Annotated in this window: 14 protein-coding genes and 1 pseudogene; 8 read left to right on the top strand and 7 right to left on the bottom strand. The window is 66.4% G+C overall.

All coding sequences use genetic code 11. The annotated features are described in order from the left end of the window. Nucleotides 1–95 precede the first annotated feature (95 nt). The 3 genes from AB5J62_RS00525 to AB5J62_RS00535 all read left to right on the top strand — a co-directional run bounded on the left by AB5J62_RS00525 (nucleotide 96) and on the right by AB5J62_RS00535 (nucleotide 3,348). Nucleotides 96–1,085, top strand: coding sequence for an alpha/beta hydrolase (locus tag AB5J62_RS00525; protein WP_370946123.1), 990 nt, complete (start codon nucleotides 96–98; stop codon nucleotides 1,083–1,085). A gap of 71 nt (nucleotides 1,086–1,156) precedes the next feature. Then, complete coding sequence (locus tag AB5J62_RS00530; protein ID WP_370946124.1) at nucleotides 1,157–1,765, top strand: TetR/AcrR family transcriptional regulator; 609 nt, start codon at nucleotides 1,157–1,159, stop codon at nucleotides 1,763–1,765. Beyond that, a complete protein-coding gene (locus AB5J62_RS00535) occupies nucleotides 1,762–3,348 on the top strand; it encodes an AMP-binding protein (RefSeq protein WP_370946125.1) in 1,587 nt (528 codons plus the stop codon). The genes AB5J62_RS00530 and AB5J62_RS00535 overlap by 4 nt, the downstream gene beginning before the upstream one ends. A 571-nt stretch (nucleotides 3,349–3,919) precedes the next feature. Here the strand turns inward: AB5J62_RS00535 and AB5J62_RS00540 are convergent. The 4 genes and pseudogenes from AB5J62_RS00540 to AB5J62_RS00555 form a co-directional block, all read right to left on the bottom strand. Continuing rightward, nucleotides 3,920–4,237 (bottom strand): HNH endonuclease signature motif containing protein, encoded by a 318-nt coding sequence (locus AB5J62_RS00540; RefSeq protein WP_370950134.1) that lies wholly within the window; start codon nucleotides 4,235–4,237, stop codon nucleotides 3,920–3,922. After that, nucleotides 4,232–5,106: pseudogene (locus tag AB5J62_RS00545) on the bottom strand (DUF222 domain-containing protein); the annotation flags it as partial. The pseudogene AB5J62_RS00545 and the gene AB5J62_RS00540, both read right to left, overlap by 6 nt. 404 nt (nucleotides 5,107–5,510) lie before the next feature. Then, on the bottom strand, nucleotides 5,511–6,116 hold the full coding sequence (locus tag AB5J62_RS00550; RefSeq protein WP_370946126.1) for a TetR/AcrR family transcriptional regulator: 606 nt from the start codon (nucleotides 6,114–6,116) through the stop codon (nucleotides 5,511–5,513). Continuing rightward, the gene (locus tag AB5J62_RS00555) at nucleotides 6,113–6,781 is read right to left on the bottom strand and encodes a TetR/AcrR family transcriptional regulator (protein ID WP_370946127.1); all 669 of its coding nucleotides are present in this window, start codon (nucleotides 6,779–6,781) and stop codon (nucleotides 6,113–6,115) included. Before AB5J62_RS00555 ends, AB5J62_RS00550 begins: the two co-directional genes overlap by 4 nt. Before the next feature lie 77 nt (nucleotides 6,782–6,858). Between AB5J62_RS00555 and AB5J62_RS00560 the strand changes: the two genes are divergently transcribed. Continuing rightward, the gene (locus tag AB5J62_RS00560; RefSeq protein WP_370946128.1) at nucleotides 6,859–8,232 is read left to right on the top strand and encodes an ABC1 kinase family protein; all 1,374 of its coding nucleotides are present in this window, start codon (nucleotides 6,859–6,861) and stop codon (nucleotides 8,230–8,232) included. A 73-nt stretch (nucleotides 8,233–8,305) separates the two neighbouring features. Next, nucleotides 8,306–8,887 carry a hypothetical protein gene (locus tag AB5J62_RS00565; protein WP_370946129.1) on the top strand — a complete coding sequence of 194 codons (582 nt, stop codon included), beginning with the start codon at nucleotides 8,306–8,308 and terminating at the stop codon, nucleotides 8,885–8,887. Here AB5J62_RS00565 and AB5J62_RS00570 read toward each other — a convergent pair. Both AB5J62_RS00570 and AB5J62_RS00575 read right to left on the bottom strand, forming a co-directional pair. Then, on the bottom strand, nucleotides 8,884–9,543 hold the full coding sequence (locus tag AB5J62_RS00570; RefSeq protein WP_370946130.1) for a response regulator: 660 nt from the start codon (nucleotides 9,541–9,543) through the stop codon (nucleotides 8,884–8,886). The genes AB5J62_RS00565 and AB5J62_RS00570 overlap by 4 nt on opposite strands. Continuing rightward, on the bottom strand, nucleotides 9,540–11,129 hold the full coding sequence (locus AB5J62_RS00575) for an ATP-binding protein (protein ID WP_370950135.1): 1,590 nt from the start codon (nucleotides 11,127–11,129) through the stop codon (nucleotides 9,540–9,542). Before AB5J62_RS00575 ends, AB5J62_RS00570 begins: the two co-directional genes overlap by 4 nt. Nucleotides 11,130–11,292: 163 nt before the next feature. On the opposite strand from AB5J62_RS00575, the gene AB5J62_RS00580 reads away from it, so the two are divergent. From AB5J62_RS00580 to AB5J62_RS00590, 3 genes are read left to right on the top strand one after another with little or no spacing between them, the layout of a single operon-like run. After that, nucleotides 11,293–12,099 carry an ABC transporter ATP-binding protein gene (locus AB5J62_RS00580; protein WP_370946131.1) on the top strand — a complete coding sequence of 269 codons (807 nt, stop codon included), beginning with the start codon at nucleotides 11,293–11,295 and terminating at the stop codon, nucleotides 12,097–12,099. Beyond that, entirely contained in the window at nucleotides 12,089–12,964 is an 876-nt protein-coding gene (locus AB5J62_RS00585; protein ID WP_370946132.1) for an ABC transporter permease, read from the top strand. The genes AB5J62_RS00580 and AB5J62_RS00585 overlap by 11 nt, the downstream gene beginning before the upstream one ends. A gap of 10 nt (nucleotides 12,965–12,974) precedes the next feature. After that, the gene (locus tag AB5J62_RS00590; RefSeq protein WP_370946133.1) at nucleotides 12,975–14,018 is read left to right on the top strand and encodes an ABC transporter substrate-binding protein; all 1,044 of its coding nucleotides are present in this window, start codon (nucleotides 12,975–12,977) and stop codon (nucleotides 14,016–14,018) included. A gap of 87 nt (nucleotides 14,019–14,105) precedes the next feature. On the opposite strand, the gene AB5J62_RS00595 is transcribed toward AB5J62_RS00590, so the two are convergent. Then, complete coding sequence (locus tag AB5J62_RS00595; protein ID WP_370946134.1) at nucleotides 14,106–14,426, bottom strand: antibiotic biosynthesis monooxygenase; 321 nt, start codon at nucleotides 14,424–14,426, stop codon at nucleotides 14,106–14,108. Nucleotides 14,427–14,435 lie beyond the last annotated feature (9 nt).

Below are 14,435 nucleotides of genomic sequence, written 5' to 3' on the forward strand. Positions count from 1 at the left end.
CGTGCTCGAAATGTGTCCTGGGTCATGGTGGCAGATTAGAGACTGACACGTCATTCTGTACAGAGCAAACGCCCCCAATGGCGGAGGTGGCAGCGATGAGTGTTCCCTTTCCCGAGGTCAACGACGGTGTGGGTGCCGAGGAAACGCGGGCTCGCGTAGTTCACGTAGACGGAGTAAGCGCCGGAGCGCGGGTACTGGCGCTGGCGCTGCGCACCTTCATCCGGCCGGTGCTCATCGCGGGCGTCCGGTACCCCTCGTTCTCGTGGCCGTGGGGGCTCGTCGACTACGCGGGACTGCTGCTGCCCGCGCGCAAGGGCACCGACCGGCGACCGGTCCGGCTGCCGAACTGCCGCGCCGAATGGGTCGAGGCGCTCGGCGTGAGCCAGGACCGCGTGGTGCTGTATCTGCACGGCGGCGGCTTTGTCTGTTGTGGACTGCGCACGCATCGGCGGCTGGTCTCCCGTATCTCCGCGGCGGCGGACGCGCCAGTGTTGAACGTCGACTACCGGATGCTGCCGAACAACCCGATCTCGTCCGCGGTCTCCGACGGGGTCGACGGGTACAAGTGGTTGCTGGCCAACGGTTTCCGGCCGGAACAGATCGTCGTCGCCGGTGACTCCGCTGGCGGGTATCTGGCGTTCATGGTCGCGCTGGCCGTCGCCGAACTGGACCTGCCACGCCCGGCCGGTGTCGCGGCGCTTTCGCCGTTGACCGAGATGGATCCGGCTCGCAAGATCGCGCATCCCAACGCCCGTACGGACGCGTACCTGGTTCCGCAGTCGCTGAAGCTGATCGTCGAGCTGAACGAACGCATTGTGGTGGAAGGACAACTCGGCCCGCACGTGTGCCCTGTGGACAGTGAGCTCGCCGATATGCCGCCGACGTTGATCCAGGTCGGATCGACGGAAATGCTGCTCGCCGACGCCGAGCTGATGGCCGAACGGCTCGCCGCCGCCGGTTCGGAGTGCGAACTCCAGGTATGGGAGAAGCAGGTCCACGTCTTCCAGGCCGGCGCGGACATCCTGCCGGAGGCGCGGCGCGCGATCCGCCGAATAGGGGACTTCGTCAAGGCTGTGACACCGTGAGGCCCGACTACGTCAACTCGCGGGGCGACACGCCTCGTGTCGAAACCTTACGATGACCGGGTGAGTGCGGGATGACAGCCACGGAGCAGCGCGCCGAGCAGCGGCGGCGGGACATCGTCGACGCCGCCTTCAAGGTGTTCAGCCAGCGCGGCTACCACGCGGCGGGCATCGCCGACATCGCCGCGGAACTCCAGATCGGGCATGGCACGTTCTATCGGTACTTCGAGAACAAACGCGACATCCTGGTGCATGTGGTCAACGAAGCCGCCGCTCGGTTGATGAGCGTCATGGTCGAGGACGATCCACAAAGGACCAGTACGCTCGCCGACTACCGCGCGCAGACCGAACACATCTGCATGCGGCTGTTCACCCTGTTCGCCGAGGACCGGGCGCTGACCAGGCTGCTGTTCGTCGAGGCGCTGGGCGCCGACCCCGAGATGACCTCGATGATCCAGCAGATCTACCGCGGGATGGCCGCGGGCACCGAGCATTACCTGCGCAACGGCGTCGAAAAAGGCTTCCTGCGCCAGGGGATGGATACCGAAATAACCGCGCAGGCGCTCAACGGGATGATGATCGCCTGCGGCATGTCGCTGCTGTCGGCGGCGGACCCCGCCACGGAGCGGGATCGCTGGATCCGAGCGGGTATGCAGATCATGTTCGATGGGATTGTCGCGTGAACCTTCTGCACGAGCTGGTCAATGTCGGCATCCTCGCGCGCGGCGGCATCGCCAGGCCGATGCGCCCCGACAAGGCATTGCGCATCGGCGTCGCGGCACTGCGCTGGGGCATGTCACCCGCGACGCTGGTCGCGGCGGCCGCCATCCAGCACGGCGAGCGCGCCGCCTTGATTGACGAGCGCGGCACACTGTCCTTTGTAGACCTGGACAAGCGCTCTTCGGCATTGGCGGCGGCACTGTCCGCACACGACATCCGCGCGGGCAGCCGCGTCGCGGTGATGTGCCGCAACCACCGCGGTTTCGTCGACGCGCTCGCCGCACTCGGCAAACTCGGCGCCGACGCCCTCCTGCTCAACACCGCCTTCGCCGGCCCACAGCTGGCCGACGTACTGGACCGCGAGCACGCCGACGCGGTCATCTACGACCACGAGTTCGAGGCACTCATCGGTGACGGCGACCGCCCGCGTTTTGTCGCCTGGCACGACGAGCGCGTCCCAGAGCCAACACTCGACGAGCTGATCCAGGACAACCTGGACGGCTACGTCCCCATGCCCTCGCGCGCCGGCCAGGTGGTCATCCTGACCTCGGGCACCACTGGCGCCCCCAAGGGCGTTGCCAGGAAAGCCGACTCGCTGGACCCGGTAGCCGGCCTGATCGAGCGAATCCCCTTGCGCCGCAAGACTTCCTACGTCGTCGCCGCGCCGATGTTCCACACCTGGGGCCTGGCCTTCCTTTTGCTGGGCCTCCAACTCGGCGCGACCCAGATCGTCCGCCGCAAGTTCGACCCCGAGACGGCATTGGCCGACCTCGCGTCCCACCGCGCCTCGGTGCTGGTCCCGGTCCCCGTGATGCTGCGGCGGATATTGGACCTGCCCCGCACGGTCCTCCGCGCCTACGACCTGTCCGGCCTGGAGGTCGTGGCAGCGGCGGGCTCCGCGCTACCGGGGGATTTGGCGTTGGAGTGGATGACCCAGTTCGGCCACACGCTCTACAACATCTACGGTTCGACCGAGGTCGCACTGGTCTCCATCGCGACCCCCGCCGACCTCCGCGTCGCCCCCGACACCGCGGGCCGCCCCGCGCGAGGGACAGTGGTGAAGCTGCTCGACGACGACGGCCACGAAGTCTCGCAAGGCGTGACCGGCCGGATCTTCGTCGCGAGCGGAGCCCTGTTCGAGGGCTACACCAGCGGCGAGACCAAACTGTCCCTGTCCGGCCTGATGTCAACGGGCGACGTCGGCTACTTCGACCCCGAGGGCAGGCTTTACCTTCAGGGCCGCGACGACGACATGATCGTCTCCGGCGGCGAGAACGTCTTCCCCCAGGAAGTCGAGGACCTCCTCGACCGCCACCCTGCGGTGATGGAGGCTGCCGCCATCGGCGTCCCCGACGAGAAGTTCGGCCAACGCCTGCGCGCTTACGTCGTACTCGCCGACAACTCCCCGCTCACCGAGTCCGACCTCCGCCAGTACGTCAAGGAAAACCTGGCAGGCTACAAGGTCCCGCGCGAAATCCTCTTCCGCTCGGAGCTTCCCCGCAACGCCACCGGCAAAATCGTCAAACGCCTCCTCCAAGACTCGTAACTCCTCTCCAGCGGCGGATGCCGTGTCGTCCGTCTAGGTACGCGTGTCGTCCGGGGGCGTCGCTGCCCGCCTGAGGTTCTGGGTCGGCCAGCCTGGGCTTGGGGGTCGTGAGTGGTGCGGCCGGTTCTAACCGGCGAAAACACTCACGACCCCTTCTCGGCTGCCCCGTCTGCGGCAGGGTCTTGGTCGGGCGTGAGTGAGGGCCTACTTCGCTCGGATCCGTGGGGTGAGGGCCTCCCTCGCCCGAACCCAGCGTGGATGAAGGCTCCCCTCATACCTGGACTCACCCTGCCCTAAACGACCCTCGGGCACTGGACAAGCAGGTTGACCGTGCGGGTTTTGCGTCGTTCAACGACGCATCTCCCACACAGCCACCCCGGCCGCAGCCGAGCAACCACACACGCCACCTTTGACCTTCCGCTCAATAACCGCTGGGAACGCTCACGACTACCGCCCGCTCAGGGCTTGCAGGTTGGCCCCCCGGGGGTGATGGTCGCGGCCGCGTTCATGGGTGGGGCAGGGTTTCGGGTTCGAGTGCGCGGCTGGGCTTTGAGCGCGGCCGAGGCTCTATTCAGGTGCGGGCGTGCATGGTGTTTCGTCGGGGCGCTCGGGTGGGGTCGATGAACGCTGGTGGGATGAACTCCGGGTGGTTGTCGGTGGCGATCCGGACTTCCCACTCGCTGTGGTGGATCAAGCGGTGGTGGCGGCTGCAGAGCAGCACCAGGTTGTCGATCTTCGTTTCCCCGTGGTGGGCCCAGAAAATGATGTGATGGGCGGTGCATTGCTGCGGCGGCGCATCACAGCCGGGGAAGGCACAGCCCCGGTCGCGGATGGTCAATGCTCGCCGTTGTGCCGGGGTGGCGAGACGTTGAGTACGCCCGACATCCAAGGGCTGGCCGTCCGCTCCGAGAGTGACCGGGATGACCTTGCAGTCACACGCCATCCGGCGGGTCTCAGCGGCGCTGATGTCGCCGACCAGGTCGAGTCGGCCTTGCCCGATCCCGGATCGGAGTTCGTCGAGGCTGATGGTGACCACGACATGCACACTGTCCCCGGCTTGGGTGGGGATTTCCGGGTTGGGCATGCCCATCTGCACGAATTCGGTGAACGCGTCGCCCCAGCGTTGCCACTGCGAGCGGGTATCCCGGCCTTCCTCTTCGATGCGGGGCGGGGTTTGGCGAGGGGGTCGAGCAGCGCTTTCAATCGGGCGATGGTGTCGGCGTCGGTTTTGACTTTGAGGCCGTGGGTGCCGTCTCGGTGGGTCACGAACTCCAGCTCCCGCCGAGGAGCCACCGGATCGGGATCTTTCGGCTCCCGCCCATCAGGATCGAGCCGATCTCGCAGATTCGCCGCGGCTTTGGTGATCTCCCGCGGACCAGCCGTACGAGCCAGATCAACGAGGATGTGTTCCCCGGTCTCCCGGTCCTCCGCCGAGATCGACGCGGGTAGTCCGGCCAACGCGGTGATGATCGGATCCAGCTGCGCCGGACCCAGATCACCCCTCAGTGCTGCCGCAGCGGCATAGGGCGCCAACGCAGGAATCCGCGTGCCACCGTCCTGGCGGGGGTTCAGAGCGCGGGCTCGTTCCACGCGGGCTTTCGCCTCGGACGGTTTGATCTGGACCCAGTCGACGAGCATCTGCGCCACGGTGGCGTACCCGGACACGTCCCGCACACCACGCGATTCGACCTCAGCCAGGATCTGACCCTGCTCGGCGTCTAGACGGCGTTTCTCCCTCTCCCGCGCTACGTACGCCATCAGCAGCGCGTCGTTCTCCCAGCGCCACCACTCGGGTAGTGCTTGGAGGTCAGGGGTTTGTGTGCTGATCACATACTCCACCTTACTCGCGTTAAGGAGACTATGCCACTAGACACTCTGAACTTTCATGCCTTCCAGCCGATAGAGGCCCGAACGCCAGGCGGTTTCAGCTGGTTTGTTGCAAGTAGTGCTTGTGCTGGTGTGACCAGACCGAGTGGAGGGTGCGAGCAACGCGAATCGGGAGTGGTGTTCGACCGGGGTGATGCCCACGGCCTGGCCTCGGCGGGGCGTTCGCTGATCGGGGTCATCCCGGCAACGGCGAGGCTGGCCAATGCCCTGCTGCCGGGCCAGGAACAGATGCCATCTGACGAAAGCCACTTTCGGGCTTTTGCTCAGTACCGGACTTAGACGGCGGCCATCCCGTGATAAGCGAACTCGACCAAGGCCTCGATCTGAGCATCGCGCTCAGCCGGCCGCAGGGACCCGCCCATGGTCGAGACCACAGCCGAGATCATCAGCGCCAGCAGGCTTTCCCCAGCGATCCTGGTATCCAGCTCAGGATCAAGAAAACCCCGCCGAACCCCATTCTCCAGATACCCGGTGGCCAAAGCGCTGAACGACGAGGTCAGCTCGAGCAGCCGGGTGATCATCTCGTCGTCGATCGCGGGCGCGTCGAGCATCAGGAACTCGATCAGGCCCGGTTGCGCTTCGATCACCGAGAACAGCCGCGTGAGGATCGCGCGGAACTGGTCGGCGAGTTCGGTCAAGGACGTCGCCTCCGCGGGGGCGTCCGAGCCGATGACGCCGATGACGATCTCGCCGACCGCGTGGTCGAGGACCGCGTCGAGGATGTGGCGTTTGCTGTCGTAGTAGTTGTAGAACGTTCCGTGGCTGACGCCTGCCTCGCGGACGATGTCGGCGACGCCGGTCGTGCGGTAGCCCTGGGTGGAGAAGACCTTGTACGCGGCCGCGACGAGTTCCTCGCTGCGGGCCGCCGCTCTGTCGGTCATCGGGGGCCGCGCATTCCGTACACGATGAAGGAGACGAGCGCGTCGACGTATCTGGCGCGTCTGTCTGGGGTGGCTTCGCCGCGTAGTGCCAGCAGGAAGCCCGGTACCAGCAAGGAGTTCATCGCGTGCGCGGCCCAGCGGCTGTCGAGTCCCTTGCGCAGCCAGCCTTCGCGCACGCCATGGTCCAAATAGGACGCCATCATCATGGTGAGCGTGTTCTCCAAGCCGACGAGCCTGGCTTTGAGCTCGTCGTCGATCGCGGTGGCCTCGACGACCACCAGCTTGATCAAGTCCGGTTCCGCTTCGATCAGCTCGAATAGTCGTTCGGCGATCGAACGAACCTGCGCGGTGAACTCTTCCAGTGAATGTGGACGTTCACGGGTCGCGCCGGTTCGGACGGCGTCCAGCATGCGCTCGACACTGTGGTCCAGAACATGGTCCAGGAGCGTGCGTTTGCTGTCGAAGTACCGGTATACGGTGCCTTGGCCGACGCCGGCGTGTTTCGCGACGTCCGAGATACTCGCGGCTTCGTAGCCACGCGAGGCGAACACCGCGCAGGCGGATTCGACGAGCTGGCGGCGTCTGCGCTCCGCGAGTCCTTGCTCAGGTGGACGCCCGCGGCGTGCCTTTGGCTTCGCCGTACCGGATTCGTGCGGGGATTCCATCGGGGAGGGAGCCTACGGGATATCTCCTATTACGGAACGCTTATCTAGTGTTACTGTTGAGTAACTGGAGGTCGTCGATGCCGAGTGAGATCCCGACGTCCCGTTTTGCCCGCACGGGCAGGCTCGGGGTGTTCGCCGCGGGCCAGGCCGCGCGCCAGATGGGCACGAAAGCGAGCACGCTAGGCCGTTCAGAGCCGGAGCGCACACGCATTCTCGAGCGCCGCGCGCTCGAAGCCGCAGATCAGATCGTCAACGTGCTCGGCAGCATGAAAGGCGCGGCGATGAAGCTGGGCCAAATGCTCTCCGTGATCGACATCGGGATCGTGCCGGAGGACGCGCGTGCCGATTTCCAGCGAAAACTGGCCGCATTGCGTGATCAAGCACCGCCTGTGCCGTTCAGCGGGATGCGCACGGTCATCGAGCGTGACCTCGGAAAGCCGCTCGGCGAAGCCTTCGCGAAGTTCGACGAGACCCCGATCGCCGCCGCCTCGATCGGCCAGGTGTACCGCGCGGAATTAGCGGACGGCCGTGTCGTCGCGGTGAAGGTGCAATACCCGGGAATCGCCACCGCGGTCCGCGCGGATCTGAAGAATCTGGCGTTGTTCCTCAGATTTTCGAAGAAACTGCTGCCAGGTCTCGAAGCCGGGCCGATGACCGACGAGATCAGCCTGCGCATCATCGAAGAGCTCGACTACCGCCGTGAGGCGGAAACGCAGGCCGAGGTGGCCGCCGCGTTCCGCGGGCACCCGTTCGTCGTCGTGCCGGACAGCGTGCCCGAGCTCTGCGGGGAACACGTGCTGGTCACGGAATTCGTCGAGGGCGCGGGATTCGCCGAGATCCAGCGCGAGCCGCAGCACGTGCGCGACCGCGTCGCCGAGATCGCCTACCGCTTCTATTGTGGCTCGCTGTACCGGAAGCACCGCTTTCCCGGCGACCCGCATCCGGGGAACCTGCTGCTCTGCCCGGACGGCCGCGTCGCGTTCCTCGACTTCGGACTGTTCAAGACGATGCCCGAAGCGGACGTCCAAGTTGAACTCGACGTGCTGCGCGCCGCGAGCGAAGGCCGCGCGCGGGATGTGCACTCGCTGCTCGAAGGCATCGGCGTCTTCCCCGATCCGGACCTGATCGCGCCGGACGTCATGCTCGACTACATCCGCGACGCGGTCGGCTGGTATCTCGACGACGAGGAGATCGCCGTCACACCCGAGCTGGCGACCGACGCGTTCATCTCGTCGATCGACCCGCGCTCGCCCCATTTCCGCAAACTGCGCTGGCAGCACCTGCCGCCGGCGCACCTTTTCGCGCGCCGCGTCGAGCTGTACACCTTCGGTCTGCTCGGCCAGTTGTACGCCTGCGGGAACTGGCACCGCATCGCCCGCGAATGGCTGTACGGTGAGGCGCCGGTGACGGCGCTGGGCAAACTCGAAGCGAACTGGCAGTCACCCGATTGAGTCAACTTTCCCCGAACTGGTGGAAAACCCACCAGAATGCAGACGTCTGCGACAAAAGCCGGAGGTTCTTCGTATGGTGCGCACCGCTGGGCGCGGCACGGCGACCGTGCCCGAGGTCGAATTACTCGACCGCACGGGGATCGTCGCGGCGAGCCTGCCGCAGCGCCGCCGCACCGTGCCGGGACGGTCTCCGCTGGACGGCGTCGAGCAGCACGGCAAGGAGTGGGATCTACGGCCGAAGTCGGTCGTGATCCAGCGTCGCATCAAGACCTGGCTCGGCACCTGCAGCGCGGTCGCGCTGGTGATGACCGGCTGGATCACCGGTGGCGCGTTCGACGGTCCCGAGACGCAGACCGCCGCGCCCGTGCCGGTCGAGATCCAGGAGCGCGCCGCCGAGCAGCCGCCCGCGCCCGCCCCGATCCAGATCGAGCAGCCGCCGAACCCCGGCCCCGCGCCGGTGCCGGTGACGAAGAAGCCCGTGGCGCAGAAGGTGGTTCGCACGCCCGCGGCCACGAAGAAGCCGCCGAAGTCGACCCCGCCCGCGCCGTCGCCGCGCGTCGACCTCCCGAAGCCGACCAAGGCGAAGGACCCGGTCGAGGTGTTCATGCAGCAGTACGTCGACCAGTTCGTCAAGGTCACGATCACGCGCGGCTAAGCGTCTTTCCAGCTGTACTCGTGCTCCGGCCTGCCGGTGGCGCCGTAGCGCAGCCGCATCTCGACCGACCCTGATTCCGCCAACGCGGTCAGATAGCGCTGAGCCGTCGCGCGTGCCATGCCGAGTTCGTTCGCGACTTCGGCCGCCGACAACGGCTCCGCGGCGTTGCGGAGTTGATCGGAGACCAGCCGCGAAGTCGCGGTCGACTGACCTTTCGGCGTGATTGCGCGATCCTGCTCGTGCAGTGCGCGAAACGCGCGGTCGACGTCATCCTGGTTCAGCACCCGATCGTCGGTGAGCAGCCCGCGATAGCGCGCGTAGCTGCGCAGTCGCTCCGAAAGCTGACGCGTGGTGAACGGCTTGATCAAGTAGTTCAACGCGCCCGCGCCGATCGCGCGCCGGATCGACTTACCGTCCGTGGCCGCCGAGAGCACGATCGTGTCAGTCTGTAACTCGGGCAGCAGCACCAGACCGGACTCGTCCGGCAGGTAGACGTCGAGCAGGATCAGGTCCGGCGCCAGCTCGCGGACGCGGGCTCTGGCCTCGGCGGCGGTGTGCGCGGTGCCGACGACGGCGAACCCGGCCACCTCTTCGACGAACCCGGCGTGCACGCCGGCGACCCGGAAATCGTCGTCCACGATCAAAGTTCGGATCATCCTTCTACCCTCCCCGCGCTCAGCATGCCCGGCAAAGCCGCGACGAACAACGCCCCGTTCTCCTCGTCACCCGGATTCGCGAGCCAGACGTCACCGCCGCGCGCCCGCGCGGCCTGTCTCGCGAGCGCCAGGCCGAGCCCGTGCCCGGGGCTGAGTTTCGTCGAGACGCCCTCGTCGAACAGCCGGTCACGCAGCTCGGGCGCGACACCGGGCCCACTGTCCACAACGGACACATGCAGGGTGTCGCCGTCCGCGAGCAGCGCGACTTCGACGGTGGCAGGCCGTCGCGGGCCCATCCGCGCGGCGTGCAGCGCGTTGTCGACGAGGTTGCCGACGACCGTGTTGACCGCGATCGGATCGGTCACCGAGGAGGGCACCCACGAGTCGTCCGACACTCGCAAGGTCATGCCTTTTTCTTGCGCCTGCTCGGTTTTCGCGACCAGCAGTGCCTGGAGATAAGGGTCGGAGACCGCCTCGCTGGCCTCGGTGGAGATGTTCCCTGTCGACTCGGTGATCGTCTGCAGGTACTCGACGGCTTCGCCGGTGTGCCCGAGCTGCAGCAGGCCGGACAGCGTGTGCAGCCGGTTGGAGAACTCGTGCCGCTGCGCGCGCAGCCCGTCGGACAGCGCGCGGATGCCGTCGAGCTCGCGGCTGAGCGTGTCGAGGTCGGTGCGGTCGCGGAAGGTGAGCACAGTGCCGATCACGTGATCGTCCCTGACGACCGCGCGTGAGTTGATGACCAGCACCCGGTTTCCCGCGACGGCAAGGAGATTGTCGACCGGCAGGCCTTCGTCGAGCGCCTTGCGTAGTCGGGGCGACAGGTCCAAAGAGGACAGATCGGCATTCAGAGGGAGTGAAATGCCCAGCAGGCGCTCGGCTTCTTCGTTGCGCACGGACACGCGGTTCGCGGCGTCGACGGCGAGCACGCCCTCGCCGATCCCGTGCAGCACAGCCTCGCGTTCGTAGAGAAGTTCCGAGAGTTCGTGCGGCTCAAGGCCATGCGTGACCCGTCGCAACCGGCGGTTCAGCAACGCCGACGCCCCAACGCCCAGCAGCAAAGCCCCGCCCGCGTACAGCAGCGTCGGCGGCAGCAGACGGTTGAATTCGTCGATCGGATCGTCGAACTCGAACCCGACGCTGACTTCGCCGATCACGCGTTCCTGCGCTGTTTTGATGGGTGTCTTGCTGCGCACCGACAGCCCTCGGGTGCCTTCCTCCACCGCGCTGACCACCTCGTTGCCCTTGATCACGTCTGCGAAGGGGGTGCTCACCTTCTGGCCGATCAGATGCGAATCGGGGTGCGCCAGCCGGATGCCGTCAACGTTGGTGATTACCACGAACAGCGACTTGGTTCTCTTCGTGACCTCCAGCGAACGCACTTCCAGCTCGCCGCCCGCTCGATTCGCCGCGACCTCGCTGACGACCACCGGGTCGACCGCCACGGACCGCGCGATGGCCAGTGCTCGCTCGCCGTATTGCTCGTTGAGCGTCTCACGTAGCTGCCAAGAGGTCAGCGCGAGACCGAGGCCGAGCATCAGCACGACCACGCCGACCTGCAGCAACAGGATCTGGCGGCTGAACCGCATCTTCATGCTCAAGCACGGTACCTGCAGGTCACAGCTTTGCGCAGAATGAGCAAAACGCTCAATATGAGCGAACCCCGCGCAGAAAGTGGCCAAGCTTCACGGCCTCTTGATCCACTCTTAACGTCTGTGTGACCCCCAGCACGTGACGAAGGAGTCACCGACGATGGCCCCACCACTGATCGAGCTCATCGGAGCCACCAAGCGCTTCCCGAGCGGGTCCGGCTCCGTGCACACGGCGGTCCGAGACCTCACCATGACCGTGAACCCCGGCGAGTTCGTCGCGGTCGTCGGCCCGACGGGCTGCGGCAAGTCGACCACGCTCTCGCTGGTCTCCGGCCTGCAGCCGCCGTCGGCTGGCCAGGTCAAGGTCAACGGCGCCGACGTGAAGTCGATCCCCGACGGCGTCGGCTACATGTTCCAGACCGACGCGGTGATGCCGTGGCGTTCCGTGCTCGACAACGTGGCGTCCGGCCCCCGCTACCGCGGTGTCGAGAAGGCCGAAGCCCGTGCGCAGGCGATCGAGTGGATCGAGCGCGTCGGCCTCGCCGGTTTCGAGAAGTACTACCCGCACCAGCTTTCCGGCGGTATGCGCAAGCGGGTCGCGCTCGCGCAGACCCTGGTCACCAGCCCGAAGATCCTGCTGATGGACGAGCCGTTCTCCGCGCTCGACGTGCAGACCCGCGCGCTCATGCAGGACGAGCTGCTGCGGCTGTGGTCCGGCACCGGCGCGGCGGTCATCTTCGTGACGCACGATCTCGACGAGGCCATCGCGCTCGCCGACAAGGTGGTCGTGCTGACCACCAGCCCGGCGACCGTCAAGGACGTCTTCGAGATCCCGCTGGAGCGCCCCCGCCACGTCGAAGATCTTCGGCTGACCGAGGAGTTCCGCCTGATCTACCGCGAAATCTGGGAATCACTGCGTGGCGAGGTCGACAAGGCTCGCGAGAAGGGTGCCAACCGTGTCGCATGAAACGCTGACCGCGCCTGTGGTCCCCGTGATGGAAACCGAAGCTGACATCCTGAACAAGCAGCGCCGGGCCAACGCCAAGCGCAAGCGCAACATCTGGGCACTGCGTGCCGCGATCCTCGTGGTCTGGCTGGGGAGCTGGGAACTGACCGCGACGCTCTGGATCGACCCGTTCTTCTACTCGAAGCCGTCGGCCATCTGGCTGCGGCTGGTCGAATGGTTCACCCAGGGCACCGACTTCGGCTCGATCTGGTACCAGCTGCTGGTGACCGTGGAAGAGGCGGTGATCGGCTTCGCGATCGGCGCGGTCGCGGGCGTCCTGTTCGGCGTGGTGCTCGGCCGCAGCCAGTACCTCGCCGACGTGCTCGCCCCGTTCATCAAGGCGGCCAACGCTTTGCCGCGCATCGTGCTGGCGGCGTTGTTCTTCATCTGGTTCGGTCTCGGCCTGTCCTCGAAGGTCGCGACGGTCGTCGTGCTCGTGTTCTTCGCGGTGTTCTTCAACGCCTTCACCGGCGCCCGTGAGGTCGACCGCAACCTGATCGACAACGCCCGCATCCTCGGCGCGAGCCGCTGGCAGGTGCTGACCACGATCGTGCTGCCGAGCGCGACGTCGTGGATCCTGTCGTCGCTGCACGTCGCGTTCGGCTTCGCGCTGATCGGCGCGGTCGTCGGCGAGTACACCGGCGCCAAGGCCGGGCTCGGCTTCCTCATCGCCAACGCGCAGGGCACGTTCGACTCGGCAGGCATCTATGCGGGCATGTTGATCATCACCGTGGTCGCGTTGTTCGCCGAGTGGGGGATCGGGCGGCTGGAGCACAAGCTGCTGCGCTGGCGTCCCAACATGTCCGCGTCGTCGGCCCAGATCTGAGGTGGCGGCCATGCGTCTCAAAAGGACAGTCGCGGTCGCCGCGGCGCTGGTGCTCACGCTGACCGCGTGCCGCGACTCGCGCGAAGTGAGCCTCGGCGACAACGGCAAACCGCACATCAAGATCATGATCGGCGGCCTGTCGAAGGTCATCTACCTGCCAGGTCAGCTCGCGCAGCAGCTCGGCGAGTACGAGAAGCAGGGCTTGGACGTCGAGCTGTTCGACCAGCCGTCCGGCGCCAACGCGGAGACCGCGCTGCTCACCGGCGAGGTCCAGGGCGTGGTCGGCTTCTACGACCACACGGTCGACCTGCAGGCCAAGGAGCAGTGCATCACCAGCGTCGTGCAGTTCGCGAACGTGCCGGGTGAGGCCGAGGTCGTCGCCACCGACAAGGCCGACAAGATCCGCAGCTCGGCCGACTTCAAGGGCAAGAACCTCGGCGTGACCTCGCTCGGCTCGTCGACGGACTTCCTGACCAAGGCGCTGGCGACGAAGGCAGGCGTCGGCACCGACCAGTACACGCCGGTGAAGGTCGGCGCCGGGCAGACGTTCATCTCGGCGATCAACCAGGGCTCGATCGACGCCGGGATGACCACCGACCCGACGATCGCGCAGCTCACGAACACCGGCAAGGCCAAGGTGCTCTACGACATGCGCACCGAGGAAGGCACCCGCGCCGCGCTCGGCGGGCTATACCCGGCCAGCTCGCTCTACATGGGCTGCGAGCTCGTCAAGAAGCACCCGGACGTCGTGCAGAAGCTGGCCAACGCGTTCGTGAACTCGTTGCGGTGGCTGAAGAAGCACACGCCGGAGGAGGTGGCCGCGATCATGCCGCCGTCGTTCGCCGGTGGCGACAAGGCGCTGTACGTCAAGTCGCTCAAGGACAGCCTGCCGATGTTCACCGCCGACGGCCGCATGGACGCCGACGGCGCGAAGAACGTGCTCAAGGTCCTCGGTGAGTCTTCGAGCAACGTCAAGCCCAAGAAGGACAGGATCGACCTGAGCAAGACGTACACGACCCAGTTCGTGGACGCCGCCAAGACCCAGGCCGACTGAGACCCGGGATAAAGCGGGCTTTACTCCCCGATGTTTAGCGGGCTTTATCCCGGGGAGTAAAGCCCGCTTTATCCCGGCCTGGCTGGGCTACTTGGTCCAGCGGTAGGTGCGCTCCACCTTGGCGACGTGCACTTCGAAGTCCTCGTACCAGTTCGCGCGGCCGTGGTCGCGGGTCGGCGCGTGCTCGACGTGGTTGCGCCAGCCGGCGATCGACTCCTCGTCCTTCCAGTACGAGACGGTGATGCCCAGCTCGGGGCTGGTGCGCGCGGAGTCCCAGCCGAGGAAACCCGGCTGTTGCGCGGCCAGTTCGCCCATGCGCTTCGCGGCATCCGCGTAGCCGTTGTCGCCGTCGGTGCGTCGCGACGTGAAGATCACCGCGTAGTACGGCGGTTCCGCCTGGATATGCATACGCGATGT

The organism is Amycolatopsis sp. cg5 (genome assembly GCF_041346955.1).
In the GTDB taxonomy this organism is placed as follows: Bacteria; Actinomycetota; Actinomycetes; order Mycobacteriales; family Pseudonocardiaceae; genus Amycolatopsis.

Coding starts and splice junctions, on each gene's coding strand:
- AB5J62_RS00550 (WP_370946126.1), bottom strand. CDS start 6,116: ATGACCGACAGAGCGGCGGCCCGCAGCGAGGAACTCGTCGCGGCCGCG.
- AB5J62_RS00560 (WP_370946128.1), top strand. CDS start 6,859: ATGCCGAGTGAGATCCCGACGTCCCGTTTTGCCCGCACGGGCAGGCTC.
- AB5J62_RS00595 (WP_370946134.1), bottom strand. CDS start 14,426: ATGCATATCCAGGCGGAACCGCCGTACTACGCGGTGATCTTCACGTCG.
- AB5J62_RS00530 (WP_370946124.1), top strand. CDS start 1,157: ATGACAGCCACGGAGCAGCGCGCCGAGCAGCGGCGGCGGGACATCGTC.
- AB5J62_RS00590 (WP_370946133.1), top strand. CDS start 12,975: ATGCGTCTCAAAAGGACAGTCGCGGTCGCCGCGGCGCTGGTGCTCACG.
- AB5J62_RS00580 (WP_370946131.1), top strand. CDS start 11,293: ATGGCCCCACCACTGATCGAGCTCATCGGAGCCACCAAGCGCTTCCCG.
- AB5J62_RS00575 (WP_370950135.1), bottom strand. CDS start 11,129: ATGCGGTTCAGCCGCCAGATCCTGTTGCTGCAGGTCGGCGTGGTCGTG.
- AB5J62_RS00555 (WP_370946127.1), bottom strand. CDS start 6,781: ATGGAATCCCCGCACGAATCCGGTACGGCGAAGCCAAAGGCACGCCGC.
- AB5J62_RS00570 (WP_370946130.1), bottom strand. CDS start 9,543: ATGATCCGAACTTTGATCGTGGACGACGATTTCCGGGTCGCCGGCGTG.
- AB5J62_RS00565 (WP_370946129.1), top strand. CDS start 8,306: ATGGTGCGCACCGCTGGGCGCGGCACGGCGACCGTGCCCGAGGTCGAA.
- AB5J62_RS00525 (WP_370946123.1), top strand. CDS start 96: ATGAGTGTTCCCTTTCCCGAGGTCAACGACGGTGTGGGTGCCGAGGAA.